The sequence below is a fragment of the Mesorhizobium sp. WSM4830 genome (assembly GCF_055811495.1).
Window position 1 is genome coordinate 1 of sequence record NZ_JBVVQI010000008.1, and the last position, 25,106, is coordinate 25,106.

The following is a 25,106-nucleotide window of genomic DNA, read 5'->3' on the forward strand; positions in this document are numbered from 1 at the left end:
CAGGTTGCCCTTATTCAACTCCTCTGGATCCAAGAACTGCGATCCATGAGAAATGTTTCACCGGCTCGATAAAAAGACAGAATGAGCTACACGCCGCCGCCCCGCCGCCCCCTGATAGGCAGGTTTGGATTTGCTCGATCACCATCAATTGATCCAGGCGTGCCGGCGCCCAATGGAACATAATGCCCGGAATTCAGTTAGATAGCCGGATTTGACTGGAGTTCGCCAGATGCGCAACTCCGGCCGGGTAAGGGCACTGCCGTGACACGGAGTGAGCGGCTTCGGGCGTATCGCGCCGAACTCAGGCACCACCTTGCCGAACTCGGGAGCCATAAACGCTCCCTATGGAGGATGCCATGAACCAGTGGACAAACGCCAGGCTCTGTGACGTAGCCAACCTGATCCTTGGGGCAATTCTGTTCTTTTCTCCCTGGATCTTCGCCTTTGCGGCAGGCCCGCAGACGCAGAACGCCCTCGGCAGCGGAATCTTGATCGTCGTTCTTTCGATTGCCGCCCTCGCGGCATTTGCCGTGTGGGAAGAGTGGGTGAATCTGGTCGTCGGACTGTGGGTCCTCGTGTCTCCCTGGGTGCTTGGATTCCAGGCGACAACGGCGATGACCGTGCATGTCGTGATCGGCATTCTGGTCGCCGTCCTGGCCGCTATCGAGCTCTGGATGATGTATCAGAACCCGCCGACCCAGTCCGCCGCCTAGCAAGCGCAGCCACCCGGCGCCCTTCTTAGGCCTGACGGATCGATGGGTCGTCTGCCGGCCTCTCGGCAACAGCCGCCGGAGGCCGGATGACAGTTTGTTTGGGCGGGAACTGAGAAGGATGGCACATTATGGTCGGTGACAATCCGCGTTCGACGGCCAGGATTGCGGGACATCCTATTCATCCGATGCTCGTGCCGTTTCCGATCGCCTGCTTCGTCGGCACACTGCTGACGGATCTGGCCTACTGGCGAACAGCGGAGATGATGTGGGCTGACTTCTCCGCTTGGCTGGTTACCGTCGGCGTGATCATGGGCTGCCTTGCAGCGATCGCGGGGCTGATCGATTTCTTGGCTAATCCGCTGATAAGGGCACAGCCCCCCGCCTGGCCGCACGTGCTTGGCAATCTGCTGGCGTTGGCATTGTCCATCATCAACATGCTCGTGCACACCCGCGATGCATGGACCTCCATCGTTCCCACCGGCTTGATCCTCTCGGCGGTTGTCGTGCTCATCCTCATCTTCACTGGTTGGCTGGGCTGGTCCATGGTGTACCGGCACCACGTCGGAGTGGCGGATTGATGCGCGTAGCAAGCTCCATCAGTCAGACCAGGCGCATCGCGGTGTCGGTCCTCATTTGCACTGCGGCGATCACTCTTGCAGCGTGCAGCGGCAACGACCCGGATCCCGGCAGTCAGATAGGGCCGAATCCAAACCTGCCGGAGCCGATCCAATATTTCTTCCCGCCCATGCATCTCGCTTCCGTGGTCGGATGGAAGAACGACGAGAAGCCGACCGTCGCGCAGGGGCTGCAGATCCAGGCTTTTGCCCACGGCTTGCAGCATCCGCGGTCGCTTTATGTGCTGCCTAATGGTGACGTCCTGGTGGTCGAGTCCAAGGCGCCGGGTGGCGAACCGATCAAACGGCCCAAGGATTTGGTGATGGGCTGGATCGAATCCTGGGTCACCTCGGGCGGCGACAGCGGCCCGAGCAATCGCATTACGCTCCTGCGCGACGCCGATGGCGATGGCAAGCCGGAGCTGACCAGCGTATTCCTAGACCACCTGACCTCCCCCTTCGGCGTGGCGCTGGTGGGAAGCGATCTCTACGTCGCCAATACCGATTCCATCATCCGCTATCCCTACAACACCGGTGACACAAAGATAACCGCGCCCGGAACGCCGCTCACCGCCCTGCCCGGCGGCCCGATCGACCACCATTGGACAAAGAGCCTGGTGGCAAGCCCCGACGGCTCGCTGCTCTATGTCGGCGTCGGCTCGAACAGCAACGTCGCCGAAAACGGCATTGAGGCGGAGAAGAACCGCGCCGCCATCTGGCAGGTAGACAGGGCCACCGGCCGGTCACGCATTTTCGCCAGCGGTTTGCACAATCCAAACGGCCTGAGCTGGGAGCCGCAGACCGGGGCGCTCTGGGCAGTGATCAATGAGCGCGACGAGCTCGGCCCCAATCTCGTGCCGGATTATCTGACCTCGGTAAAGGATGGGGGGTTCTATGGATGGCCATACAGTTATTACGGACAGCATCTCGATCCCCGCGTCATGCCCCAGCGTCCGGACCTGGTCGCGAAAGCGATCGTTCCGGATTATGCACTGAGTTCCCACGTCGCCCCTCTGGGACTGGTCTTCTATACGGCAACCGGCCTTCCCGAGGCATATCGCGGCGGCGCCTTCGTTGGCGAGCACGGCAGCTGGAACCGCACGCGCTTCAATGGCTACAAGGTGGTGTTCGTACCATTCAGCGGCGGCCGTCCGAGCGGCGTCGCTACCGACGTGGTGACTGACTTCCTGGACAAGGACAACAAGGCGCGCGGCCGGCCTGTCGGCCTGGCTGTCGACAAAACCGGGGCCCTGCTCATCGCCGACGACGTCGGCAACACAGTTTGGCGGGTGACATCTGCCGGCCAATAAGGTGGCTCCACTCCCTTCGTCGAGCTGTCGGTCGAGCAGGTGAACGGACACTGCTCGAAGCAATCGTATGACGCTCTTCGTCATGCTGCTGTTCCTGCAGAACCTGCGCGCGACGATCCCCGACGATCGCCGTTCCGGTGACTGCCGGCATATTCGGCGTGCCCGCCCTTGCCGGTTACTCGACGCTGACAATGTTTGCCGCTCTCGCCATCGGGTGGCTGAGCTGGAGGTGGATGAAGGCCTGCCGCTGATCACCGCCGAATCGAAGGACCGCCAGCGCCGAGAAATGGTATTTTTGCCCTTCCCACAGCCGGCTCTAGAATTTTCATCGCAAATCAAGTTATGATGCACTTGGTATTTCCCGGGACGGCTTGCGCCGCTTGGAATACCGGGAGGAACCGGGACATGGCCGTTGCGCTTGTACTCGTTCTGATAGTCGTGGGCTCGGTGTTGTTCCACTTCCTGAGCCCATGGTGGTGGACGCCGATTGCCTCGAACTGGGACTATATCGACAACACCATCATCATAACTTTCTGGATCACCGGCGTCGTCTTCGCCGCCGTGGTTCTTTTCATGGCCTATTGCGTCTTCCGCTTCCGTCATCGGGAAGGCAATCAGGCGGCATATGAACCTGAGAACAGGCGCCTCGAATCCTGGCTGACGGTCGTCACCGCAGTTGGCGTCACGGCTTTGCTCGTTCCCGGCCTGTTCGTCTGGAGCCGGTTCGTAAATGTTCCAAGCGACGCAACCGAGGTCGAAGTCGTCGGCCAGCAGTGGCAATGGAGTTTCCGCCTCCCCGGCAAGGACGGCAAGCTCGGCACATCCGACACCCGCGACGTCAACGCTGAAAATCCACTCGGCGTCATCGCCACCGATGCCAACGGCCAGGACGATGTCGTAGTGGAAGCGGCCGACCTGCACCTCCCGGTTGGCAAACCGGTCAAGATGCTGCTCCGCTCGATCGATGTGCTGCACGATTTCTACGTGCCGGAATTCCGCGCCAAGATGGACATGATCCCGGGCTCGGTCACCTATTTCTGGTTCACTCCGACCAAGACCGGAACCTTCCAGGTCCTGTGTGCAGAACTCTGCGGCCAGGGACATCCGATGATGCATGGCGTGGTCATGGTCGATACTCAGGAAGACTATCTGGCGTGGCTTGGCCAGCAGCAGACTTTTGCGCAGCTGTCCGCGCCCCAGCAGATGGGCTCGGCAGAGTAGGGAACCGGAACGACGGCGCGCCGTCGGGATTGAAAATAGTGCGGCAAGCCCGAACTGTCGGGGTGGCCGAAAAGGGCACGGAGGTGTTCCTATGGTCGATATCACACCTGCAGATGCGGTACCGCCGGCCGAAGTCGCGGAAATGGAACTCTACCATCCGCACAGCTGGTGGACGAAATACGTTTTCTCGCAGGACGCCAAGGTCATCGCCATCCAGTATTCGGCGACAGCGACAGCGATCGGCATGGTCGCGCTCGTGCTATCCTGGCTGATGCGGCTGCAGCTCGGCTTCCCCGGCACATTCGACTTCATCACCCCGGAAGCCTATTACCAGTTCATCACCATGCACGGCATGATCATGGTGATCTACCTGCTCACGGCACTCTTCCTGGGCGGCTTCGGCAACTATCTGATCCCGTTGATGGTTGGCGCTCGCGACATGGTCTTTCCCTATGTCAACATGCTTAGCTACTGGATCTATCTGCTCGCCGTGCTGGTCCTGGTATCGAGCTTCTTTGCACCCGGCGGACCGACGGGTGCCGGCTGGACGCTCTATCCGCCGCAGGCGATCATGACCGGTACGCCAGGGGGCCAGGACTGGGGCATCATCCTGATGCTTGTCTCGCTGATCCTGTTCATCGTCGGCTTTACCATGGGCGGCTTGAACTATGTCGTGACGGTGCTGCAGGGCCGCACACGCGGCATGACGCTGATGCGCCTTCCGCTTACTGTCTGGGGTATTTTCACCGCCACCGTTATGGCGCTGCTCGCCTTCCCGGCGCTGTTCGTCGCCTGCGTGATGATGCTGCTCGACCGGGCGCTCGGCACCAGCTTCTTCATGCCGGCGATCGTCGAGATGGGCGAACAGTTGCAGCATGGCGGCGGCAGCCCGATCCTGTTCCAGCACCTGTTCTGGTTCTTCGGCCATCCGGAGGTCTACATCGTGGCGCTTCCGGCCTTCGGCATCGTATCCGACCTGATCAGCACCCATGCGCGCAAGAACATCTTCGGCTACCGCATGATGGTCTGGGCCATCGTCGGCATCGGCGCGCTGAGCTTCGTGGTCTGGGCGCACCACATGTATGTCAGCGGCATGCATCCCTATTTCGGCTTTTTCTTCGCCACCACGACATTGATCATCGCCGTTCCAACAGCCATCAAGGTCTACAACTGGGTGCTGACGCTGTGGCGTGGCGACATCCACCTCACCATACCGATGCTTTTTGCCCTGGCCTTCATCGTCACCTTCGTCAATGGCGGGCTGACCGGGCTATTCCTCGGCAATGTCGTCGTCGACGTTCCGCTGTCGGACACGATGTTCGTCGTCGCCCATTTCCATATGGTCATGGGGGTCGCCCCGATCATCGTGATCTTCGGCGCGATCTATCACTGGTATCCGAAGGTCACCGGCCGGATGCTGAACGAGACACTGGGCCGGTTCCATTTTTGGGTCACCTTCCTCGGCGCCTATCTGATCTTCTTTCCAATGCACTATCTCGGCTTGATGGGCGTGCCGCGGCGCTACAACGAATTGACCGACATGACGATCATGACGGAATCGGCCCACCACCTGAACTCGTTCATCAGCATCATGGCTTTCATTGTCGGTTTTGCCCAACTGGTGTTCCTGTTCAATCTCATCTGGAGCATCCGCCATGGGCGTGAGGCCGGCGGCAATCCGTGGCGGGCCACGACGCTCGAGTGGCAGACGCCTGAAACACCGCCCGCCCACGGCAATTTCGGCAAGGATCTGCCGATCGTCTATCGCTGGGCCTATGACTACAGCGTACCGGGCGCCAAGGAGGACTTCATACCGCAAAACGTTCCAGGCTCGTTCGCGCCCTCCAGGGAGCCGGCATGAGTGTAATCCTGGTCTTCCTGCTCGTAATCGCCGGTATTGCCGGGTGGTGGCTTTCCCATCAGCGGCTAATGACGAAGCCGTGGCTCGAGCAAGGCATGATCGGGGATTTTGTCGCCCTGGACCGATCGGCGCTGCCGACCGCAAAGATCGGTCTCGGCGTCTTCCTTGCCGTCGTCGGCTGCCTGTTCGCGCTGTTCACCAGTGCTTACTTCATGCGCATGGCGCTGTCGGATTGGCGGCCGCTGCCCATCCCGCCCCTGCTCTGGCTTAATACCGGCGTACTGGTCTTGAGCAGCATTGCAATACAGTGCGCTTCGCTCGCGGCGCGCAAGGGTCAAGTGGACATGGTCAGGCTCGGCCTCGCCACTGCCGGACTCACGGCGCTTGTCTTCCTGATTGGACAGCTTGTGGCATGGCGGGAACTGAGTTCGGACGGCTATTTTCTGGCGTCCAATCCAGCCAACAGCTTCTTCTACCTGCTAACGGGAATGCATGGCCTGCATATACTGGGGGGGCTGGTCGGCCTGGGCAGAACGAGTGTCGGCGCCTGGAACGGAGCGCAGCCGCAGCGGCTTCGCCTCAGTGTCGAGCTGTGCGCCATGTACTGGCATTTCCTGCTTTTCGTCTGGCTCGCCATCTTTGCGCTTCTGGCCGGCTGGGCTTCGACTTTAATCGACATTTGCCGAGGGTTGCTGACCTAGGAGGAACGGGCGGATGGCAGAGACGACACTGACCCATATCGGCCGAACAGAGCCGCGGCCCGCAGGCTGGCAAGGCATCGCCGCCGACTGGTCCTCGGATCAGCGGGCGTTCAAAAACGTGTCCTGGGGCAAGGCCATGATGTGGATCTTCCTGCTCAGCGACACGTTCATCTTCGGCTGCTTCCTGCTCTCCTACATGACCGCGCGTATCTCAACACGCGTGCCGTGGCCCAATCCGAGCGAGGTCTTTGCCCTGCGCATCGGGGGCTCCGACATTCCACTGATCCTTATCGCTATCATGACCTTCGTGCTGATCTCGAGCAGCGGAACGATGGCGATGGCGGTCAATTTCGGCTACCGCCGCGACCGCCGCAAGACGGCAGTGCTGATGCTCTTGACCGCAGCACTCGGCGCGACCTTCGTCGGCATGCAGGCCTTCGAATGGACCAAGCTGATCACTGAAGGCGTCCGGCCTTGGGGCAATCCCTGGGGCGCTGCCCAGTTTGGCGCATCCTTTTTCATGATTACCGGCTTCCACGGCACGCATGTGACGATCGGGGTGATCTTCCTGATCATCGTGGCGCGAAAGGTCTGGCGCGGGGACTACGACGTCGGACGGCCCGGCTTCTTCACCAGCAGGAGGGGCCGCTACGAGAACGTCGAAATCATGGGGCTTTACTGGCATTTCGTCGACCTGGTCTGGGTGTTCATTTTCGCATTTTTCTATCTTTGGTGAGAGGCAGGACATGGCTGAAGCAACCGCAAACGGCCTCGGACAACATGCGCTGGACAGCGCCCATACCCATGAGGTGACGACGACCGGCGTTACCCCGGCGGAGGTTCATCAGGAGCACCCGATCAAGCTCTATCTGGTGGTCTGGGCGTGGTTGTTCATCCTCAGCACCTGCTCGTATCTGGTCGACTATTTCGGTCTCCATGGCTATCTCAGATGGTCGCTGATCCTGATCTTCATGATCCTCAAGGCAGGGCTGATCGTCGCCATCTTCATGCACATGGCCTGGGAACGGCTGGCGCTGACATATGCAATCATCCTGCCGCCGGTGCTGGTGCTGGTGTTCGTGACGATGATGGTCTTCGAAGCTGACTACACGCTTCTCACCCGAATGGCGTTTTTCGGGGCCGGGCCCTGACATGCAATCCGGCTCCAGTCGGTCCGGTCCTGGAGCCTTCGCCTTGAAACAATCCACGGCTGGTCCATTTCTGTTGGTATCGGAGACGTCAGGCGATGCCGGCGTTTCCACATGCGTCGCGAACACCAGCAAGGGGCGCCCAAGATGACCATCGCAAACAGACTGAAGGATTTTATCGATAGGAAAGGAATTTCCTACGACACCGTCGAGCATCACCGCACGGCGACAAGCAGACAATCCGCCATTGCGGCACATGTGCCCGACAGCATAATGGCCAAATCGGTGGTCGTTCACCACGACCGTGGCTACGCGCTGGCCGTGGTTCCAAGCACGCACAGGATAGAACTCGCGACATTGCAGGACGTCATGGACAAGCCCCTTGGGCTAGCCTCCGAAGACGAGGTGGTCTCGTTGTTCGGCGATTGCGACGTCGGCGCTGTGCCGCCGATCGGCGCTGCCTATGATGTGCCGGTGGTCCTCGACGAAAGCCTCGGCGACGCTCCCGAAGTCTATTTCGAGGGCGGCGATCACAAGACCCTGGTCCATGTGAGCGGCAAGGATTTCCGCGACCTGACAAAGGACGCGCGCCAGGCCCGATTCAGCCACCCGGCCTATTGAAAGCTCTGCCCCCACCCTGCCCGCGCCGGCGCTTTCGCCGGTGCGCGCACGGCAGGTTTTCAGCTCACGGTCTGGTGGCCGGCGGCGATTCCACAACTTTCCGGTAGACATGCCAGGTCGCATGACCAAGGATCGGCAGCACGACCGCCAGCCCGGCGAACACTGGCAGCGAGCCGACGATCAGGGCGACGGTGACGATAAGGCCCCACACCGCCATGACGGTCGGGTTGGCCAGGACAACGCGCACCGAGGTGTGGATGGCTTCGTAGGCGCCGACATCGCGGTCGAGCAGCAACGGGAATGCGACGACCGTAGTACACAACACAACCGCGGCGAACACGAAGCCGATGGCGTGACCCAGGATGATGAGCGTCCAGCCGCGTCCCGTGGCGAATATTTCACTGATGAAGCTGGACAGCGATTGCGGCGGCGTCGGGCCGAACAGGGTCTGGTAGAATATCTGGGCCGTCAAAAGCCAAGCGATGAAGATCGCAAGCAGCATGACGCCGACCGCTGCAATAGCCGGCAGTGCCGGAGAACTCCTGACCTCAAAGGCGTGCCTCCACGAGGCGTCGAGCCCGGCTTCCCGTCGCCGGCTGATCTCATAGAGGCCGATCGCCGCGAACGGACCAATCAATGCAAAGCCGGACACAAGCGGAAACAGCAATGGCAGCGTGTTGTTACCTGATGTCCAGACAGCAAGCACGACTCCGGCAATCGGATAGATCAGGCAGAGAAAAACGATGTGCGACGGCTTGACCATGAAATCATCGACGCCACGCCTGAGCGCATCAAAAAGATCGGAGACACCGATCTTTCGAATTCTGGTGTGTTCCAGCGCCTCGCTGGCGCCTGCTATCACGTGAAAGCTTGCCATGACCATTCCTCCAGACCAGGTCCGGTAAGGTCGCGTTTTACGGTGCTGCCATTCTGCATGATTGGCCCACGCAAACCGCGACCTGCACCATGATCAATATACTCTCATGCGGGGGACTTGTCGCGCTTTGTAGGAAGGCCCGGGAGTAAGAGGTCGCCGGTAGCCTGACTAGCTCCGGACGCCGTTCTTCGATATGCTCTTCTAGTCGAAGGTGAAGGTCATGGATGGAAGGACAGTTCTCATACTCGGCCTTGGCGTCGTTATTCTGCTGTTGCTGGGATTTTGTGGGCTGCCAACGTGATGTTTTGAGCCGGGGTCAATAGCCGGCTGACGCGACCACTCGCATAAAAATGGTGTCGGCAAGCAGCGCCGCAAAGATCGCGAAAAGATAGACAATCGAATACGCAAACAGCGCCTTTGCCAGCTTCATCTCCTTGTCGGCGACGAGAACCTTCCAGGCGTGCCAAATGAAACCTGCGCCTAAGGCGGCTGAAACAGTGCCATAATATCCGCTCGCGAAGCCGAAGCCCCAAGGAAGCACGCCGATTGGCGCCAAGAGCAGCGAATAGGCGAAGATTTGTTTTCTGGTCGAGTGCTGGCCGGCCACATTCGGCATCATCGGGATGCCCGCCGCGGCATAGTCGCCGACCTTGAAAAGGGCCAGCGCCCAGAAATGAGGCGGCGTCCAAAGGAAAATGATCAGAAACAGAATGAGACTTTCAATGCCGATTGCGCCGGTTGCAGCAGCCCACCCGATCACCGGAGGAAGGGCGCCTGCCGCGCCGCCTATGACGATATTCTGTGGCGTCGAGCGCTTCAGCCACATCGTGTAGATAACGACATAGAAAAAGATGGTGAACGCCAACAACGATGCAGCAAGCCACCCCACCAGCACGCCGAGCGTCATGACCGACAGTGCGGAAAGCACCAGACCGAAGCTGAGAGCTTCGCCAGGCGTGACGCGACCGGACGGAATTGGTCGCTTGGACGTGCGAGACATCAAGGCGTCTATGTCTGCGTCGTACCACATATTGAGCGCGCCGGCGGCTCCCGCTCCAACCGCGATTGCGCCGATGGCAATTACGGCGATAACTGGATTCATCACGCCGGGCGCCATCATCAGGCCGACGAAGGCAGTAAACACGGCAAGTGCCATGACCCGTGGTTTCAAAAGCGCAAAGAAGTCACCCGCCGTCGCCTCCGAGAGGCGGATGCCGGTATCTTTGAGGCGGCTTTCTTCAGTCGACATTCAGACGACCACCGATGGGAACGGCAGCCTAGCCGGCCAATGTCTTTTTTGCAACGAGCCGCCTCCCCACCGACACTGCCGGCAGATTGCGGCCGAGGCTATGCCTCGACCTGTTTGCGATACCAAGATCCGGCGAAAGAGCCGGGCTATTTGGAGAATTGCTTCAGATAAGCAATGACGTTGGCGATGTCCTCGTCCTTCTTGAGGCCGGCAAACGCCATCTTCGTTCCCTTGACCATCGCCTTGGGATCGCGAAGGTAGGTCGTCAGTGTGGCTTCGTCCCATTTGACGCCGGACTTGCCGGCCTCGGTCATCGCCTTGGAATAGCTGAACCCCGGATGCGTCCCGGCCGTTCGGCCGATGACGCCATTCAAGGACGGACCGACCTTGTTCTGGTCCTTGTCGGCGACGTGGCAGATCTTGCATTTGGCGAAGACCTTCTCACCCGCCGCGGCATCCTGTGCCCGAGAGGGGCCGGCAATGACGGTGGCGACGGACATGATGATAAAAAACACAATGGCACGCATGGCATTTCCTCACTGATCGCCAATTTGCCCTGGCTGACCTGCACAGGCCGACATTTAGTCCGCTGGCATGCGCTCTTGAATGGCAGAACGGATATCCACTGCCTGGAGTTGCGGCACCTACATACCACAGAACCCGGCTGGCAGGTAGAGTTCGACCATGCAAAGGTTTAATGCGGACAATCTGCTCAAGGCAATTTGGTGTTGCAGGTGGCGGCGATCCGGCCGACCGCCTCTTCAACTCCGGCGAGGTCGAAGTCGGCTGTGCCGCGCCCCGACAGCAGCCCGAACCGCCAGGACAACAGTAGCCGGTCCGCGGAAATCAGTCGCCTGATGCCGTCGGCACCGTCGCGGACCAGCATCCTGCTGCGCGGGCCGACCGACCAGCTTTCGTTGAGCTTGCCGGATTGGCCGACAGTCACCGACATGGCGATGGTTCGGCTGGCCGAAACGGTGTCGCTCAGCTGCAGCCATTCGCTCCAACGCGGTTCGCCGGCGGTCCGGCAGGCGATCGTCAATACCGGGCTGTAACTCAATGCGCCGCCGCCGGTGATGAGCTTGTTGGTCGCGTAAAGCGAGGCGGTGACAAGGCCATCGCTGGTCTTGTCGAACCGCCAGTTGTCGAGAACCGTGTCAGCCTGAGCGATCCCGCAGACCGACGCAAGCAGGAACGCCGCCGCCATCACGCTTCCGATACCGAAGAACTGTCTCAACGATGCCTCCAACAACCGCTGCGGTCAGCAACCCAGCGCAGATAATCATCAAAGCTTCGTATCGCTACCTCGACCGCCAGATGTGTGAAATCCGTTGCGTCTGCGCCACAACGAAAAAGGCCGCCTCGAGAAGGCGGCCTTTCGGAATTCAGCAGGGACGTTATTCAGCGTCCTTGGCGGCCTTCTTCTTCGGCGCGGCCTTTTTCTTCGGCTCTTCAGCGTCGTCGTCGGCCTTCTTGGCGTCCGCTTTTTTCGCGGCCGCCTTCTTCGCCGGCTTGGCCTTGGTTGTCTCCGTATCCTCGTCGTCGGCCAGCAGTTCTTCCTTGCTGACCTTGACATCGGTGACCGAGATCTGGCCGAGCAGATGGTCGACCACCTTCTCTTCGAACATCGGCGCGCGCAACGTGTTCAGCGCTTCGGGATTGTTGCGATAGAATTCGAAGGCTTCCTGCTGCTGGTTGGCCGGATAGCGGCGCACCTGCTCGAACAGGCCGCGCTGCAATTCCTCGTCCGTCACGGTGACGCCGGCCTTCTCGCCGATTTCGGCGAGAACCAGGCCGAGACGCACGCGGCGTTCGGCAAGCCGCATATATTCGGCACGCGCCTCTTCTTCCGTCGTCTCTTCGTCGGCAAAGGTGCGTCCGGCGGCTCCGAGGTCGCGATTGACCTGGTTCCAGATGTTGTTGAACTCAGCCTCGACGAGCTTGGACGGCGCCTCGAACGAGTAGGCAGCGTCGAGCTGGTCGAGCAACTGCCGCTTGACCTTCTGGCGCGTTATCGAGCCGAACTGGTTCTCGATCTGACCGCGCACCACCTCGCGCAGGCGCTCCAGCGATTCAAGGCCGAGATTTTTGGCCATCTCGTCGTTGATCTCAAGCTCGCCGGGCTTCGATACTTCCTTGACGGTCACGTCGAAAGTGGCTTCCTTGCCGGCCAGATGCGCCGCCTGGTAGTTTTCCGGGAAGGTGACCGTGACCTGCTTCTCGTCGCCGGCCTTGCTGCCGACCAGTTGGTCTTCGAAGCCGGGGATGAATTCCTTCGAGCCGAGCACCAGCGGCTGATCGGTGCCGGCGCCGCCGTTGAAGGCTTCGCCGTCGATCTTACCGACATAATCGATGGTCACGCGATCGCCCTCGGCGGCCTTGCCGGTCTTCGGCTCGTAAGTGCGGGCGGATTCAGCGACACGCTTGACCTGCTCGTCGATCTCTTCATCCGGCACGTCGAACACTTGACGCGTCACCTTGATGTCGGAGAAATCCTTGATCTCGATCGGCGGAATGACCTCGTAGTTCAGGCGGAACTCGAAGTCGGCGCCGCCGGCCAGGATCTTCTCGGCTTCCTTCTCGTCCTCGGTCATGATCACTTCAGGCTGCATGGCGGCCTTTTCGCCGCGCCCGGTGATGATCGAACGGGTCGAATCGTTGAGGATCTCGTTGACCACTTCGGCCATGAACGATTTGCCGTAGACCTTGCGCAGATGCTGGACCGGCACCTTGCCGGGGCGGAAGCCGTTGATGCGGACCTTGTTCCTGGCATCGGAAAGCCGCGCCATCAGCTTGGCTTCCATGTCACCGGCCGGCACGGTGATCTTGATCTCGCGCTTGAGACCGGAGTTGAGCGTTTCGGTGACCTGCATCATAAAACCTTTGTTTCCACCAATGAGGCCGTCAAACGGCCCCTGCCGTTTACAGCCTGCCGGTATGATCTTGCCGGGAATGGCTTTTGGTGCGGGACTTGGCGATCTGTCCGCCCAACGCGGCACAAATCCTCCAGAAATACGCTCCAAAATGTGAATAAGTCTTTGTTTTTCCTACTTCTTATCACATTTTGCAGAAGCGGATCGTCGCGTCCCGTCACATTCGACACGCCTTTTGTCACAGGCGACGCTGATTTTCAACCATCTTTGCATTCCGGCCAATGATGCCGATATCGGCCCTGACATTGACAGAATGATGGCTACATGGGATTGGCCGGGCAATGCGGATGTGGCGGAATTGGTAGACGCCCTGGATTTAGGTTCCAGTGCCGAAAGGCGTGGGGGTTCGAGTCCCTTCATCCGCACCACCCTTCGCTCTTCGAGCTTCGGGTGGCAGGCCACCTGAGCCAACTCGACAGACGAAGGGAATCCTCCGAAGCCTTGGCGAAGGAGGACTAATAAAGCGGCTCCTCGAACAGTGTCTTGTCGCCGTCCACCAGCGCCTTGATCTGCGCCGTGCCGTTGGCCGCGATCGCCACGCGGATGCCGAACGGCCGCACCCGCATGTCGTTCTGGATCGCTATCCCCTCGCCTTCCGGCAGATAGAAGCGCTCGATGCCGTACTCCGGCGCGATCGTCGTTTCTCCCTGGCTGATATCCCACCCCTCGGAGACGTGTCCGACGATATCGGCTTCACCGGATGCTGCCGGCACCGGCGCTTGCCCGAACCAAGCCGCGGTCGGCCCCCAATAGCCGTCGGCGCCCTGCTTCAGCCTGACCACGATCGACGTTTCCTCGCTGGAAAGCTTGCCGGCCGGAATGTTGCCGATCAGCTTCACCGATATGCGCGAAATGTCGTAGCCGAGCCGAATGTAGTCACCGCGCAAGAGATCGCGCGGATCGATCGGCTCGATCTTGAGCAGGACCTGCTTGCCGTCGCGCAGGATCGCCGCACGTCCGGCGATGATCCAGCTCAGGAAGCCGATCTGGACAAGCGCCAGGGCTACCGCCGAGATGATCAGTCTCTTGCCGGTCATCATGCCGCCGCTCCTGTCATGTTCGGGGCGTTCATGCGCTTTTCTATGCGAATGATAATGAAAGCAAGAACGGCGAGAAGCGCCGCCGCCGCAAGGAAGAAGCCTGCCGTGTCGAGCATTGATTGCAGCATCACCACATAGATGATGGCGAGTTCGAAGGCGAAGCCCGCATAGGCAACCCAGCGCAACCCCCGGCTCTCGCGGCCGCCCAGCACGATCGCCGCGACAATGCCGGCCAGCGCAACAGCCGAGGCAATGGCGAAGCCGCTATTGTAGCTGCTTTCATCCGCCAGTTCGAATTGGATCATCGCCAGGCCGATGAGAAAGCCGATCAGCGTGTGCAAGGGCAACCTGCCACCCAGTTGCAAGATCCTGTCGACCGGCCCGGCAGCAAAGATCGCAGCGGTAAAAAGCAGCACCGACGCGGCAACGAGCGGGATGGCAACTTGCAGCGTGTCGTATTGCATGACCAACAGCACGAGGTAGAAGAGGACCGACAGGATGATCAGGTGGCGCGCAGCCTGGCTGCGCGTCCAGAACGAAACGGCGAAGAGAACCAGCGCCATGACCACGAAGAGATGCGGAAATTCCGTGCGCCGGAAGTAGTCGAACCCTCTCAGGAACAGCCAGGCATCGGCGATGCCGACGGCAGCGACGGTCAGCGGGTTTGAGCGCAGCGCTACCGCCGCCAGCGCCGTGCCGGCGCCCCAGGTGATCAACGCCGAGGCCTCGTCGCCCGACAAATGATACATCTGACTGATCAGGGCGATCGAACCGCCGAACGCTGCCGCCGCGACGATCCACAGCGCCTCGCCGATCGCCGCATGGTCGCGCATCTTCAGCACCGCGCCGCCGACATAGCCGACAAGGATAACGGCAAAGAGTGCCGCGACCCGCACCAGCCGCGGGATGACTTCCCAGTTGGCGGCGATGAAGATCAGGATAGCCGCGCCGAACAGCAGCGCCGCCATCATCGCCAGGATCGAACCGAAACTCAGCGATTTGCGTTCGTTTGCCTCGACGTCACGCGTTAGAGACTCGGCTGTCGGCGCGTCGATCAGGCCGGCCTGCTGCCATCGTCCGATATCCGACCTGACCCGTGACGAATAGCTCGCCATGCCCCTCCCCCTTTTTTCTTGGTCTTTTTAGCTCGTCCGCCCAAGCGTTTGACCTAACGGCATTTTCCGATCTGGGCGGAAAGCCGGACGCGCGTTAATGTTGCATTGCACAATTTGCATTGCTGCCATGCACCAATAGCGCTTTTAAATCGATATGACCCCACCTATTTTCACAGTGCACACAAAGACGGAATGATCCGAAAGAAAGACGAAACGAGAATACCATGAACCTGATCCGCAACTATCGCAACTGGCGCCGCTATAGGGACACCGTGTCCGAGCTGAGCCGCCTGAGCACCCGTGAACTGACCGACCTCGGCATCAGCCGCAGCGACATTCATTACGTCGCCCGCAAGGCGGTCTAATCCTTCGGGCCGCAAATGGCCCGATCAGTTTTGAAAAGAGAATGACAATGAACCTGATCCGCAACTATCGTAACTGGCGCGTCTACCGCGAGACGGTTACCGAGCTGGGTCGCCTGTCGAACCGCCAGCTGAACGACCTTGGCATCGTCCGCGACGAGATCAAGATGGTCGCTCGCAGGGCGATCTAACAACAGGAATTTCGCCAGGGTCGACCTCCTCCCCGACCCTGACGGATACGGTCAGCCTTCACCTCCTCCCGAGGGTTGACCACAAAAACGGCGCCCGCCGGACCTCCTCCCCCGGCGGGCGTTGTTTCTAAAAAGGGTTTCGCGCCCTTCCAAACGGCGAAAAGAATTTCGTCAAAGCCGACCTCCTCCCCGGCGATGGCGAATACGGTCGATCTTCACCTCCTCCCGAGGATCGGCCAACAAAACGACACCCGCCGGATCTCCTCCCCCGGCGGGTGTTGTTGTTTTGGGCGGTCTTTCCCAGGCAGCCCACTTGCGGTGCGATCCCCTGGCAATTGCAATCCTTGCGCCAAGCGACTATTTCGGCGCTCATGGACAAGAACCCCATTCACATTATCGGCGGCGGACTTGCCGGTTCCGAAGCCGCCTGGCAGGCGGCGCAAGCCGGCGTTCCCGTTGTCCTGCATGAAATGCGTCCCGTCCGCGGTACCGACGCGCACAAGACCGACGGGCTGGCCGAGCTCGTCTGTTCCAATTCCTTCCGCTCCGACGATGCGAAAACCAATGCCGTCGGCCTGCTGCACGCCGAAATGCGGCTGGCCGGTTCGCTGATCATGAGCGCCGGCGATGCGCACCAGGTGCCGGCCGGCGGTGCGCTCGCCGTCGACCGCGACGGATTTTCCGAAGCGGTAACCGGGAAGCTCGAAGCCCACCCGCTCATCACCATTCGGCGCGAGGAAGTGCCGGGCCTGCCGCCGGCGGATTGGGACCAGGCGATTATCGCCACCGGTCCGCTGACCGCGCCTTCGCTTGCTCAATCGATCGCGGAAGCAACCGGCGCCGACGCGCTCGCCTTCTTCGATGCCATCGCGCCGATCGTCCATTTCGACACGATCGACATGGATATCTGCTGGTTCCAGTCGCGCTACGACAAGGTCGGCCCCGGCGGCACCGGCAAGGATTACATCAACTGCCCGATGGACAAGGAGCAGTACCTTGCTTTCGTCCAGGCGCTGGTCGACGGCCAGAAAACCGAATTCAAGCAATGGGAAGGCACGCCCTATTTCGACGGCTGCCTGCCGATCGAGGTGATGGCCGAGCGTGGCATCGAGACATTGCGCTATGGGCCGATGAAACCGATGGGGCTGACCAATGCGCACAATCCGTCCGTAAAGGCCTATGCCGTCGTCCAGCTTCGCCAGGACAACGCGCTGGGCACGCTCTACAACATGGTCGGCTTCCAGACCAAGCTGAAGCACGCCGAGCAGGTGCGCATTTTCCGCACCATCCCCGGGCTGGAAAACGCCGAATTCGCCCGCCTCGGCGGCCTGCATCGAAACACCTACATCAATTCGCCGACGCTGCTCGACGCTTCGCTGCAGTTGAAGTCGCGGCCCGGCCTGCGTTTTGCCGGCCAGATCACTGGCTGCGAGGGCTATGTCGAGAGCGCCGCCATCGGCTTGCTTGCCGGACGTTTCGCGGCGGCCGAAAGGCTTGGCCGTGCACCATCGCTGCCGCCCTTGACCACCGCCTTCGGCGCATTGCTCAACCACATCACCGGTGGCCACATTGTCTCCGACGACGAGCCGGGAAAGCGCTCGTTCCAGCCGATGAACGTCAATTTCGGCCTGTTCCCGCCGGTGGACGCGCCGAAGATCGAGGGCAAGCGACTGCGCGGCAAGGACAAGACGGTCGCCAAGCGGCACGCGGTGACATCGCGCGCGCTCGCCGACTGCCGCGAATGGCTGGGGCTGCCTTCCCATGCGGAAGCTGCGGAATAGTGCCGATCTCGGTTCTTGTGGATTTCGCCGCGGAGAAGTAGGATACCATCCTACTTTGTATCGCGAGGCCAAATGCCCATGGAATCCGCCGAGAAACTGTCAGTCACCGTAACGCCCGCCATGGCGCGCATGATTCGCGAAAAGGTCGAGGACGGCTCCTACGGATCGGCGAGCGAGGTCATCCGCGCGGCACTTCGCGCCTTCCAGCGCGAAGAGGAAGAACATGCCGAGCGCATGGCCTCGATCCGGGCGCGCGTGAAGGCATCGATCGAAGACACAAGGCCTGATATTCCGCTGGACCAGGCAATCACAAGAGTGAAGAGCAGGACTTCAGAGCTGGCGAGGGAGAACGATGATCCAGCGTCTCGCCGTAGTTCTTAGCGAAGGCGCAATCACGGATTTGACGACGATTGCCGGCTATATCGTCAACAGCGGTGCGAGCGTAGCGGCTGCGGACAATTTCGTCGACAGGATCAAGGTGCGTTGTGGAAACATCGGCAATGCACCGCGTGGCGGCCGGCCACGCGACGACATTGCGCCAGGATTGCGAACGGTGCCGTTCGAGCACTCGGCTATTATCGCCTATATTGTCGACGATGATGTCGTGCGCATCGTCAATATCTTCTATGGCGGTCGCGATTACGAAACGCTGATGCGCGATGGCGGGTCGAGTGATCCATCGTGATGGAAAACTACTCGGCCGGGCCGATGCTGACCGCCGGCAGTCCGGCTTGGCGGCCGGGCCGGATTTCCTCATTGGCAATCAGCTTTCACACAGCCGGCCAGCCCCGCGTCGCGCGCCGGAACAAGAGCCAATGCCGGCGCAAGGCCGAAAGCCGCACCGCGCCATCAAGCGGTGAATGGCGGGAGCCGTCCATCTTGCCGAGATAGGCGCCCGTCAGAGCCAGTAGCAGAAAGGCCGGCCGCAGCGAAACCGGTAGAGCGGACGCTCCCTGCTCGAAAGCGGAAAGATGCTCGCGTGCCAGCGCGACCATCGCGGCTACTGCGCGTTGCGCGCCCGGCCCGCCGTCGTCTGTAACGAATTCTTCCGGCGACGTTCCTCCGGCGGCCAAGATGTCGGCCGGGACAAAGCACTGTCCCCGCTTGCGGTGCAGCGGCAGCAGCAGCAGGAGACCGGTCATCGCCTGCGCACAACCTGCCCTGCCGGCAAGTTCGGCAAAGCGCGGCGCTTCGACCGGATCGAGCACCATCGCCGCAAGCTGGATAAGTGCTGCGGCAGTCTCGCCGCAATAGCCTTCGAGATCGGTGCGCGACGGCATCGGGTCGTCATAGAGATCGAAGATGCGCGCTTCCAGCATGTTGTCGAAGGCGGCCTTGGGCAGGCGGTGAGCGGAAATCGTCGCTCTCAGCGCGTCCGCCACGGGATGGCCGACCTTAGCGCGATCCTCTTCGGCTGCGATGACGTCTCGCCACCATTGCAGCCGCACCTCGCCCGGCAGCGCCTCGTGGATGCGATCGCGTATGCCGGCGACTTCGGCATTGAAGGCATAGAGCGAAAACAGCGCGTCGCGCTTGTCTTCGGGCGCGTAGAGCGCGGCGAGATAGCGGTCATGATCGGCGGCACGCACGGTCTCAATGACGACTTTGGTGTTTTCGGTCACGTCAGTCGACGGCGATGAGTGCAGCGGCCACGGCGCGGTCTTCCGCCAGCAGCACATTATAGGTCCGCACCGCCGCCCCGGTCGACATCGGATCGGCGGAAATGCCCGCTTCTTTCAGCGCCGCACGCAGCGCTGCAGGCAATGGCCTCAGGTCCTTGCCGCTGCCGACCAGCAGGATCTCGACCGTGGCGGCCTCATTGAACAACTTGGCGAAATCCGCTGACGTCAGCGCCAGCGGATCGGCCGGCTCCCAGCCATAGATGCCAGAAGGCAGGCACAGCAGCGAGCCGCGATGCGACATGTCGGCAAAGCGGAAACCGCCATTGCCATAAGCCTCGATCGGTGCGCGGCCGGGGAAATGCGCCTCGCGGATGACGATGCCCTTGGCCACTTTTGAGGCAAGCCGTCAGGTGGCTATGGCTTTGCCGCCGCCCACCGGCTTTTCCTCATCGGACGCTGTGGCCTGCGGCCGCAGCTTGAACAGGATAAGCAGTGGCGCGGCGATAAAGATCGACGAATAAGTGCCGAACACGACGCCGAACAGCATCGCCATGGTGAACGAGCGGATCACCTCGCCGCCGAACAGCACCAGCGCCAGCAGCGCCAGGATCGTCGTCACCGAGGTCAGCGTCGTCCTCGACAGCGTCTCGTTGATGGCGTTGTTCAGCAATTGCGGTAGCGGCATTCGCTTGTATTTCCGCAGATCCTCGCGAACACGGTCATAGACGACGATGGTGTCATTGAGCGAATAGCCGATGATGGTGAGGATCGCCGCCAGCGACGACTGGTTGAATTCGAGGCCGGTGATGACGAAGAAGCCGATCGTCATGACCACGTCGTGCACGGTCGCTACGATGGCGCCGACCGCGAACTGCCATTCGAAGCGGAACCAGACATAGATCAGGATACCGAGCAGCGCGACGAGCATGGCGATGGTGCCTTGCTTGGCAAGCTCGCCCGAGACCGTCGGCCCGACCACTTCGACGCGGCGGAAATCATACTGGTCCTGCAGCTCGCCGCGCACCTTGTCGATGACGGTCTGCTCGGCGTTCTCGCCACCCTCCTGGGTACCGACGCGGATCAGCACGTCGTTCGGTTCGCCGAACTGCTGAACCTGCACCTCGCCGATATTGAGTTCCGTCAGTCGGCCGCGGATGTCGGCCAGATCGGCATTGCCGGCCTTGGACTGCACCTCGATCAGTGAGCCGCCCTTGAAATCGATGCCGTAATTGATGTCGATGGTCATGAAGCCGATGACCGACAGCACCGAAAGCACGCTGGACAGTGTGAACGTCCAGCGGCGGATGCCCATGAACGGAATTTTCGTGCCGGGTGGAATGAAGGTCACAGGCGCCCGCGGCAACTCCTTCGGACGGGCGCGGCGAAGCCAGATCGACACCAGCAGGCGGGTGAAGGTGAAGGCGGTGAAGACCGTGGTCAGGATGCCGATGGCATAGGTGACGGCAAAGCCCTTCACCGGCCCGGTTCCGAGCCAGAACAGCACCACGGTCGCGATCAGCGAGGTGACGTTGGAATCGACAATGGTCGCCAGCGCCTTGCTGAAACCGGTATCGATCGCCTGGATGACCGAACGGCCGGCACGTCGCTCCTCGCGGATGCGTTCATAGATCAGCACGTTGGAATCGACCGCCATGCCGATGGTCAGCACGATACCGGCGATACCGGGCAAGGTCAGCGTCGCCCCAAGCAGCGACAGCAGCCCGACGATCATCGCCACATGCACCGCCAGCGCGATGTTGGCGAGAAAGCCGAGGAAACCGTAGGCGACGAACATGAACGCCACCACCAGGATCGAACCGATAATGCCGGCGACCTTGCCGGCATGGATGGAATCCTGGCCAAGTCCCGGCCCCACCGTGCGCTCTTCGATCACCGTCAGCGTCGCCGGCAAGGCGCCGGCGCGCAGCAGCACGGCGAGATCGTTGGCGCTCTCGGCGGTGAAATTCCCCGATATCTGGCCGGTGCCGCCGGGGATCGGTTCGCGGATCTGCGGCGCCGAAATCACCTGGTTGTCGAGGATGATGGCAAACAGTTTGCCGACGTTCTGTGCCGTCGCCTGGCCGAACCTCTGCGCGCCCTTAGAATCGAAACGGAACGAAACGACCGGCTCGTTTGTCTGGGAGTTGAAGGTCGCCTGGGCATCGACGAGGTTCTCACCCGAAACGATGACGCGGTTCTCGATCAGATACGGAACCGGCGGATCGTCCTGCGAATACAGCACCGAGGATCCCGGTGGCGGACGGCCCTTCAGCGCATCCTGCACCGGCATCGACTGGTCGACCATCTGGAAGGTCAGCTTGGCGGTCTGGCCAAGAATTTCCTTCAGCCGTTGCGGGTCCTGCAGACCAGGCACCTGCACCAGGATGCGGTCGTCGCCTTGGCGCTGCACGATCGGCTCGGTGGTGCCGAGCTCGTTGACGCGACGCTCGACAACCTGGATCGCCTGCGTCAGCGCCGTCGAAGTGCGATATTTGATCCCCGCATCGGTGACGGAAAATTTGAGCAGGCCGGGCACGGAATCATCCAGCGTCATCTCCTGGACGGAGCCGCCGCTGAACAGGCCGGCGGCCACGGGATTGGTCAATGGTTTCAAGGCTGTCTTGGCAGCTTCGATCCGTGCCGGATCGGTGATGCGGACCTGGACCGTGCGGCCCGTTCCGGAAAGACCGGTATAGCCGATCTTGGCATCGCGCAGCAGCGTCCTGATTTCGTCGCGCGTCGTCTCCAGCCGATCCTTGATCAGATCGTTCGGGTCCATTCTGAGCAGGATATGCGAGCCGCCCTGCAGGTCGAGGCCGAGCGTCATCTGCCGCTTCGGCACCCAGTCGGGAAGCTTGGCCAGCGTGCTGGCGGAAAAAAGATTGGGCGCTGCGAGGACCACTGTGGCGGCCACGGCCAGCCAGATCAGGATCATCTTGAAGCGCGAGAAATAAAGCATCAGTTCTTATCCGTTCAGGCGTACAAGCGGCTGCGTTCCGCCATAGGTCGGTTTGCGGGGATATTTCTAATTCTGACCACGGCCGGCCCTATCGTGCTTCCTCGGCGATTGTCAATCTTGCTGGCAAGGGGCCGGTGCGCAGCAGCAAGGCGAGGTCATTGGCGCTTTCAGCGGTGAAATTTCCCGATATCTGACCGGTGCCGCCTTCAATGGGCTCTCGGATAACAGGCGCCGAAATAACCTTATCGTCTAAAATAACTGCAAACGGCTTGCCGATATACTGCGTCGTAGCCCATTTGAAACGCGCCGTACCCCGGGAATCAAGCCGGAATGAGACGACAGGCTCATCGGTCGCCAAATTGCGGGTTGCTTGCGCATCCAGCACATTTTTACCTGAAAGGATAACCCGATTTTCGATCAAGTAGGGAACCGGAGGATCGTCCATCGAATAAAAAACCGCTGAGCCGACGGGCGGGCGGGCGCTGATTGCCTCGTCGACTGGCATCGACAGATCAACGAGTTGGAAGCTCAGGTGACCGGGCCGGGTGAGAATTTGTCCTAGCCTTTGCGGATCGGCAACGCCCGACGTGCGGACCAATATGCCGTCTTCATTCGTTGACCGAACCACCGGGTGGGTGGCGCCCAGGTCGCGGATACGATCTTTGATAACCTCAACCGACTGTGCAAGCGCGGCCGAAGTTCGATACTTCAAACCTGCATCCGTTACGGTGAATTTGAGCAGGCCGGGCTCACTGTCGTCCAGGGTCATTTCCTGGACACCGCTGTCCGCAACAAGATCGGTCACCGTTTTGAGTGCCGCCTTGGCGAGGTCAAGCTGAGCCGGATCTGTTATGTGCACCTGAACGGTCCGACCCGAACTGGCAAGGCCGGTATAGCCGATCCTTGCTTCGCGTAGCAGCGACCGGACCTCGTTGCGTGTCGCTTTCAGCCGGCCCTCGATCACGTCGGCCACATCCAACCTGAGCAGGATGTTTGGGCCGTCTTGCTGGTTTGCTTCAACTATTGACTGGCTTTCGGCAAGCCATTCGGGTCGCGTGGTATGCAAACCGGCGGCGAAGATATTGGTCGCGTGGAAGATAACCGTGCTGGCCACGGCAAGCCACGTCAGGATCATCGTCAGGCGCCAAAGGTGGAACATATGCCGTCGTTCGTCAGAGCCCTGCCCGCGGATCGTTCCGCCGACAATTCGGTTACTTCTTGGCGTTCTGGTTCGCCACCGGCTCGCCCTTGACGCGCACATCGGCGATCGTCGAGCGCAGTGCCGTCACCTTGATGCCGCCAAGGTCGACTTCGAGCTCGTTGTCGTCGATCACCTTGGTCACCTTGCCGACGAAGCCGCCGCCGGTAACCACCGTATCGCCGCGGCGAATCGCCGAAAGCATCTCGCCGCGCTTCTTCAGCTGCGTGCGCTGCGGCCGGATGATCAGAAAATACATGATCACGAAAATCAGAGCAAACGGTACGATCTGGATAAACATTGCGGACGAGTCCCCGCCGATGCCTTGGGCGTATGCCGGTGTCACGAACATCGAGGTACTCCTGAATTTTGAAAAACAGCCGCCAAACGGTTTTGCGGAAATTCGACGTCCCCGCCAAATTTGGCCGGAATATAGTCGGTAACGTTGCCAATGCAACTGCGCCGCCGGGCAAATCGGCTGCTTTTCCGGCCTGGTGGGCCGTGTTAGAGGGTGATCCCGAAAAGCGATGCTCGGTTTCGGCAAAAGATCATGCCCGAACAAATGCTTGGGACGAGTTTCGAAACCGCTAAAATCAGGTAGGTTGGCCTGCCGCACCGTCCTGAATGCGAAACAAAAAAGATAAGAGATGACCGACAGCAGCATCGATATCCTGGGCCAGAAGCTCGACCGTCTGATCGAGGCAGTCGCCCGCCTCGCCCCGCCGCCGGTGCCGCAAACCGACCTCGGCGAGGCCGATTGCTTCGTCTGGCAGGCCGATCCCGGCTATCTGGAGCCGGTGCTCAAGGTCAACCGCGTCGACATCGCCCTGATCCGCGGGGTCGACCGCGTCCGCGACATATTGGTCGACAACACCGAGCGCTTCGCCTCCGGCTATGCTGCCAACAACGTGCTGTTGTGGGGCGCGCGCGGCATGGGCAAATCGTCGCTGGTCAAGGCGGTGCACGCCGCGGTCAACGCTTCGGCCAAGCTTGACCTGCCGCTCAAGCTTATCGAGATCCATCGCGAAGACATCGACACCCTGCCGAAGCTGATGGGACTGCTGAAGGCGGCACCCTTCCGCTTCATCCTGTTTTGCGACGATCTGTCATTCGACCATGACGACACGTCCTATAAATCGCTGAAGGCAGCCCTTGAAGGCGGCGTCGAGGGCCGCCCGGCCAACGTCATCTTCTATGCCACCTCGAACCGGCGGCATCTGTTGCCGCGCGACATGATCGACAATGAGCGCTCGACCGCGATCAACCCGTCCGAAGCGGTCGAGGAGAAGGTTTCGCTGTCGGACCGCTTCGGCCTGTGGCTCGGCTTCCACAAATGTTCGCAGGACGAATATCTCGACATGATCGACGGCTATGTCCGCCATCACGATCTCGCCATCGATCCCGAGACGCTGCGCGCCGAGGCGCTGGAATGGGCGACGACGCGCGGCAGCCGTTCGGGCCGCGTCGCCTGGCAGTTCACCCAGGATCTGGCAGGCCGGCTCGGCAAATCGCTCAAGGATTAGCCGCTCAAGGATTAGCAACAGAAGAAGCCCGCACCTTGCGGAGCGGACTTCCTCGGCGGGCTGAAGA

General features: G+C 60.8%; 27 protein-coding genes, 1 tRNA gene and 1 pseudogene. 17 read left to right on the forward strand and 12 right to left on the reverse strand.

Annotated elements, in window-relative coordinates:
* Positions 1–356 precede the first annotated feature (356 nt).
* The 10 genes and pseudogenes from AC0L2Y_RS12480 (at position 357) to AC0L2Y_RS12525 (ending at position 8,189) form a co-directional block, all read left to right on the forward strand.
* Complete coding sequence (locus AC0L2Y_RS12480) at positions 357–713, forward strand: SPW repeat protein (RefSeq protein ID WP_051409696.1); 357 nt, start codon at positions 357–359, stop codon at positions 711–713.
* Positions 714–841: 128 nt separating this feature from the next.
* Positions 842–1,291, forward strand: a complete 450-nt coding sequence (locus AC0L2Y_RS12485) for a DUF2231 domain-containing protein (RefSeq protein ID WP_352620501.1) — start codon at positions 842–844, stop codon at positions 1,289–1,291.
* Positions 1,291–2,637, forward strand: coding sequence for a PQQ-dependent sugar dehydrogenase (locus AC0L2Y_RS12490; RefSeq protein ID WP_473556455.1), 1,347 nt, complete (start codon positions 1,291–1,293; stop codon positions 2,635–2,637). The genes AC0L2Y_RS12485 and AC0L2Y_RS12490 overlap by 1 nt, the downstream gene beginning before the upstream one ends.
* A 6-nt stretch (positions 2,638–2,643) precedes the next feature.
* Positions 2,644–2,858: pseudogene (locus AC0L2Y_RS12495) on the forward strand (efflux RND transporter permease subunit); the annotation flags it as partial.
* A gap of 184 nt (positions 2,859–3,042) precedes the next feature.
* Positions 3,043–3,858, forward strand: a complete 816-nt coding sequence (coxB, locus tag AC0L2Y_RS12500; RefSeq protein WP_254818347.1) for a cytochrome c oxidase subunit II — start codon at positions 3,043–3,045, stop codon at positions 3,856–3,858.
* A 91-nt stretch (positions 3,859–3,949) separates the two neighbouring features.
* On the forward strand, positions 3,950–5,719 hold the full coding sequence (gene ctaD / locus AC0L2Y_RS12505; RefSeq protein WP_352666073.1) for a cytochrome c oxidase subunit I: 1,770 nt from the start codon (positions 3,950–3,952) through the stop codon (positions 5,717–5,719).
* Positions 5,716–6,420: a cytochrome c oxidase subunit 3 gene (locus AC0L2Y_RS12510; protein ID WP_473556457.1), complete on the forward strand. Its 705-nt coding sequence runs from the start codon at positions 5,716–5,718 to the stop codon at positions 6,418–6,420. The genes ctaD and AC0L2Y_RS12510 overlap by 4 nt, the downstream gene beginning before the upstream one ends.
* A gap of 13 nt (positions 6,421–6,433) precedes the next feature.
* On the forward strand, positions 6,434–7,156 hold the full coding sequence (locus AC0L2Y_RS12515; protein WP_292659896.1) for a heme-copper oxidase subunit III family protein: 723 nt from the start codon (positions 6,434–6,436) through the stop codon (positions 7,154–7,156).
* Positions 7,157–7,166: 10 nt separating this feature from the next.
* A complete protein-coding gene (locus AC0L2Y_RS12520) occupies positions 7,167–7,571 on the forward strand; it encodes a cytochrome C oxidase subunit IV family protein (RefSeq protein WP_352492779.1) in 405 nt (134 codons plus the stop codon).
* 144 nt (positions 7,572–7,715) lie between these two features.
* Positions 7,716–8,189 (forward strand): aminoacyl-tRNA deacylase, encoded by a 474-nt coding sequence (locus AC0L2Y_RS12525; RefSeq protein WP_473556459.1) that lies wholly within the window; start codon positions 7,716–7,718, stop codon positions 8,187–8,189.
* Positions 8,190–8,253: 64 nt separating this feature from the next.
* Here AC0L2Y_RS12525 and AC0L2Y_RS12530 read toward each other — a convergent pair whose 3' ends face one another.
* The 5 genes from AC0L2Y_RS12530 to tig all read right to left on the reverse strand — a co-directional run bounded on the left by AC0L2Y_RS12530 (position 8,254) and on the right by tig (position 13,188).
* Positions 8,254–9,066 carry a DUF2189 domain-containing protein gene (locus tag AC0L2Y_RS12530; protein ID WP_473556461.1) on the reverse strand — a complete coding sequence of 271 codons (813 nt, stop codon included), beginning with the start codon at positions 9,064–9,066 and terminating at the stop codon, positions 8,254–8,256.
* Positions 9,067–9,382: 316 nt separating this feature from the next.
* Positions 9,383–10,315: a heme o synthase gene (locus AC0L2Y_RS12535; protein ID WP_473556463.1), complete on the reverse strand. Its 933-nt coding sequence runs from the start codon at positions 10,313–10,315 to the stop codon at positions 9,383–9,385.
* A gap of 146 nt (positions 10,316–10,461) precedes the next feature.
* Positions 10,462–10,815 carry a c-type cytochrome gene (locus AC0L2Y_RS12540; protein ID WP_473556798.1) on the reverse strand — a complete coding sequence of 118 codons (354 nt, stop codon included), beginning with the start codon at positions 10,813–10,815 and terminating at the stop codon, positions 10,462–10,464.
* 212 nt (positions 10,816–11,027) lie between these two features.
* Entirely contained in the window at positions 11,028–11,552 is a 525-nt protein-coding gene (locus AC0L2Y_RS12545; RefSeq protein WP_352490579.1) for a hypothetical protein, read from the reverse strand.
* A 160-nt stretch (positions 11,553–11,712) separates the two neighbouring features.
* Positions 11,713–13,188 (reverse strand): trigger factor, encoded by a 1,476-nt coding sequence (tig, locus tag AC0L2Y_RS12550; protein WP_352490752.1) that lies wholly within the window; start codon positions 13,186–13,188, stop codon positions 11,713–11,715.
* Positions 13,189–13,531: 343 nt separating this feature from the next.
* Here tig and AC0L2Y_RS12555 point away from each other — a divergent pair.
* A tRNA-Leu gene (locus AC0L2Y_RS12555) sits at positions 13,532–13,616 on the forward strand.
* An 87-nt stretch (positions 13,617–13,703) separates the two neighbouring features.
* Here AC0L2Y_RS12555 and AC0L2Y_RS12560 read toward each other — a convergent pair.
* Together AC0L2Y_RS12560 and AC0L2Y_RS12565 are read right to left on the reverse strand one after the other, a co-directional pair.
* Positions 13,704–14,288, reverse strand: a complete 585-nt coding sequence (locus tag AC0L2Y_RS12560; protein ID WP_473556465.1) for a GDYXXLXY domain-containing protein — start codon at positions 14,286–14,288, stop codon at positions 13,704–13,706.
* On the reverse strand, positions 14,285–15,403 hold the full coding sequence (locus AC0L2Y_RS12565; protein WP_473556468.1) for a DUF2157 domain-containing protein: 1,119 nt from the start codon (positions 15,401–15,403) through the stop codon (positions 14,285–14,287). The genes AC0L2Y_RS12560 and AC0L2Y_RS12565 overlap by 4 nt, the downstream gene beginning before the upstream one ends.
* A 224-nt stretch (positions 15,404–15,627) precedes the next feature.
* Here AC0L2Y_RS12565 and AC0L2Y_RS12570 point away from each other — a divergent pair, with 224 nt between their 5' ends.
* The 5 genes from AC0L2Y_RS12570 (at position 15,628) to AC0L2Y_RS12590 (ending at position 18,422) form a co-directional block, all read left to right on the forward strand.
* Positions 15,628–15,768: a DUF1127 domain-containing protein gene (locus AC0L2Y_RS12570; protein WP_091596947.1), complete on the forward strand. Its 141-nt coding sequence runs from the start codon at positions 15,628–15,630 to the stop codon at positions 15,766–15,768.
* 47 nt (positions 15,769–15,815) lie between these two features.
* Complete coding sequence (locus AC0L2Y_RS12575) at positions 15,816–15,956, forward strand: DUF1127 domain-containing protein (protein ID WP_023678914.1); 141 nt, start codon at positions 15,816–15,818, stop codon at positions 15,954–15,956.
* A 371-nt stretch (positions 15,957–16,327) separates the two neighbouring features.
* Positions 16,328–17,737, forward strand: coding sequence for a methylenetetrahydrofolate--tRNA-(uracil(54)-C(5))-methyltransferase (FADH(2)-oxidizing) TrmFO (gene trmFO / locus AC0L2Y_RS12580; RefSeq protein WP_473556800.1), 1,410 nt, complete (start codon positions 16,328–16,330; stop codon positions 17,735–17,737).
* A gap of 78 nt (positions 17,738–17,815) precedes the next feature.
* The gene (locus AC0L2Y_RS12585) at positions 17,816–18,118 is read left to right on the forward strand and encodes a type II toxin-antitoxin system ParD family antitoxin (RefSeq protein ID WP_473556803.1); all 303 of its coding nucleotides are present in this window, start codon (positions 17,816–17,818) and stop codon (positions 18,116–18,118) included.
* On the forward strand, positions 18,090–18,422 hold the full coding sequence (locus AC0L2Y_RS12590; RefSeq protein WP_352490583.1) for a type II toxin-antitoxin system RelE/ParE family toxin: 333 nt from the start codon (positions 18,090–18,092) through the stop codon (positions 18,420–18,422). Before AC0L2Y_RS12585 ends, AC0L2Y_RS12590 begins: the two co-directional genes overlap by 29 nt.
* 85 nt (positions 18,423–18,507) lie before the next feature.
* Here the strand turns inward: AC0L2Y_RS12590 and AC0L2Y_RS12595 are convergent, their stop codons facing one another.
* The 5 genes from AC0L2Y_RS12595 to yajC all read right to left on the reverse strand — a co-directional run bounded on the left by AC0L2Y_RS12595 (position 18,508) and on the right by yajC (position 23,868).
* Entirely contained in the window at positions 18,508–19,335 is an 828-nt protein-coding gene (locus AC0L2Y_RS12595; RefSeq protein WP_473556805.1) for a phytoene/squalene synthase family protein, read from the reverse strand.
* Positions 19,336–19,360: 25 nt separating this feature from the next.
* Positions 19,361–19,750 carry an Mth938-like domain-containing protein gene (locus AC0L2Y_RS12600; protein WP_352490585.1) on the reverse strand — a complete coding sequence of 130 codons (390 nt, stop codon included), beginning with the start codon at positions 19,748–19,750 and terminating at the stop codon, positions 19,361–19,363.
* Between the two features lie 15 nt (positions 19,751–19,765).
* Positions 19,766–22,318 (reverse strand): protein translocase subunit SecDF, encoded by a 2,553-nt coding sequence (gene secDF, locus AC0L2Y_RS12605; protein ID WP_473556470.1) that lies wholly within the window; start codon positions 22,316–22,318, stop codon positions 19,766–19,768.
* Between the two features lie 88 nt (positions 22,319–22,406).
* Entirely contained in the window at positions 22,407–23,477 is a 1,071-nt protein-coding gene (locus tag AC0L2Y_RS12610; protein WP_473556473.1) for a SecDF P1 head subdomain-containing protein, read from the reverse strand.
* A gap of 52 nt (positions 23,478–23,529) precedes the next feature.
* Positions 23,530–23,868 (reverse strand): preprotein translocase subunit YajC, encoded by a 339-nt coding sequence (gene yajC, locus AC0L2Y_RS12615; RefSeq protein ID WP_352467006.1) that lies wholly within the window; start codon positions 23,866–23,868, stop codon positions 23,530–23,532.
* A 295-nt stretch (positions 23,869–24,163) separates the two neighbouring features.
* On the opposite strand from yajC, the gene AC0L2Y_RS12620 reads away from it, so the two are divergent.
* The gene (locus AC0L2Y_RS12620) at positions 24,164–25,039 is read left to right on the forward strand and encodes an ATP-binding protein (protein ID WP_473556476.1); all 876 of its coding nucleotides are present in this window, start codon (positions 24,164–24,166) and stop codon (positions 25,037–25,039) included.
* Positions 25,040–25,106 lie beyond the last annotated feature (67 nt).

Bases quoted from the DNA above. Each gene is read 5' to 3' on its own strand.
- AC0L2Y_RS12485 (WP_352620501.1), top strand. From the start codon at position 842: ATGGTCGGTGACAATCCGCGTTCGACGGCCAGGATTGCGGGACATCCT.
- AC0L2Y_RS12570 (WP_091596947.1), top strand. From the start codon at position 15,628: ATGAACCTGATCCGCAACTATCGCAACTGGCGCCGCTATAGGGACACC.
- AC0L2Y_RS12575 (WP_023678914.1), top strand. From the start codon at position 15,816: ATGAACCTGATCCGCAACTATCGTAACTGGCGCGTCTACCGCGAGACG.
- tig (WP_352490752.1), bottom strand. From the start codon at position 13,188: ATGCAGGTCACCGAAACGCTCAACTCCGGTCTCAAGCGCGAGATCAAG.
- AC0L2Y_RS12565 (WP_473556468.1), bottom strand. From the start codon at position 15,403: ATGGCGAGCTATTCGTCACGGGTCAGGTCGGATATCGGACGATGGCAG.
- ctaD (WP_352666073.1), top strand. From the start codon at position 3,950: ATGGTCGATATCACACCTGCAGATGCGGTACCGCCGGCCGAAGTCGCG.
- AC0L2Y_RS12585 (WP_473556803.1), top strand. From the start codon at position 17,816: ATGGAATCCGCCGAGAAACTGTCAGTCACCGTAACGCCCGCCATGGCG.
- AC0L2Y_RS12540 (WP_473556798.1), bottom strand. From the start codon at position 10,815: ATGTCCGTCGCCACCGTCATTGCCGGCCCCTCTCGGGCACAGGATGCC.
- AC0L2Y_RS12530 (WP_473556461.1), bottom strand. From the start codon at position 9,066: ATGGCAAGCTTTCACGTGATAGCAGGCGCCAGCGAGGCGCTGGAACAC.
- AC0L2Y_RS12590 (WP_352490583.1), top strand. From the start codon at position 18,090: ATGATCCAGCGTCTCGCCGTAGTTCTTAGCGAAGGCGCAATCACGGAT.
- AC0L2Y_RS12520 (WP_352492779.1), top strand. From the start codon at position 7,167: ATGGCTGAAGCAACCGCAAACGGCCTCGGACAACATGCGCTGGACAGC.
- yajC (WP_352467006.1), bottom strand. From the start codon at position 23,868: ATGTTCGTGACACCGGCATACGCCCAAGGCATCGGCGGGGACTCGTCC.
- coxB (WP_254818347.1), top strand. From the start codon at position 3,043: ATGGCCGTTGCGCTTGTACTCGTTCTGATAGTCGTGGGCTCGGTGTTG.
- AC0L2Y_RS12560 (WP_473556465.1), bottom strand. From the start codon at position 14,288: ATGATGACCGGCAAGAGACTGATCATCTCGGCGGTAGCCCTGGCGCTT.
- AC0L2Y_RS12510 (WP_473556457.1), top strand. From the start codon at position 5,716: ATGAGTGTAATCCTGGTCTTCCTGCTCGTAATCGCCGGTATTGCCGGG.
- AC0L2Y_RS12610 (WP_473556473.1), bottom strand. From the start codon at position 23,477: ATGTTCCACCTTTGGCGCCTGACGATGATCCTGACGTGGCTTGCCGTG.
- AC0L2Y_RS12620 (WP_473556476.1), top strand. From the start codon at position 24,164: ATGACCGACAGCAGCATCGATATCCTGGGCCAGAAGCTCGACCGTCTG.
- secDF (WP_473556470.1), bottom strand. From the start codon at position 22,318: ATGCTTTATTTCTCGCGCTTCAAGATGATCCTGATCTGGCTGGCCGTG.
- AC0L2Y_RS12480 (WP_051409696.1), top strand. From the start codon at position 357: ATGAACCAGTGGACAAACGCCAGGCTCTGTGACGTAGCCAACCTGATC.
- trmFO (WP_473556800.1), top strand. From the start codon at position 16,328: ATGGACAAGAACCCCATTCACATTATCGGCGGCGGACTTGCCGGTTCC.
- AC0L2Y_RS12490 (WP_473556455.1), top strand. From the start codon at position 1,291: ATGCGCGTAGCAAGCTCCATCAGTCAGACCAGGCGCATCGCGGTGTCG.
- AC0L2Y_RS12525 (WP_473556459.1), top strand. From the start codon at position 7,716: ATGACCATCGCAAACAGACTGAAGGATTTTATCGATAGGAAAGGAATT.
- AC0L2Y_RS12515 (WP_292659896.1), top strand. From the start codon at position 6,434: ATGGCAGAGACGACACTGACCCATATCGGCCGAACAGAGCCGCGGCCC.
- AC0L2Y_RS12535 (WP_473556463.1), bottom strand. From the start codon at position 10,315: ATGTCGACTGAAGAAAGCCGCCTCAAAGATACCGGCATCCGCCTCTCG.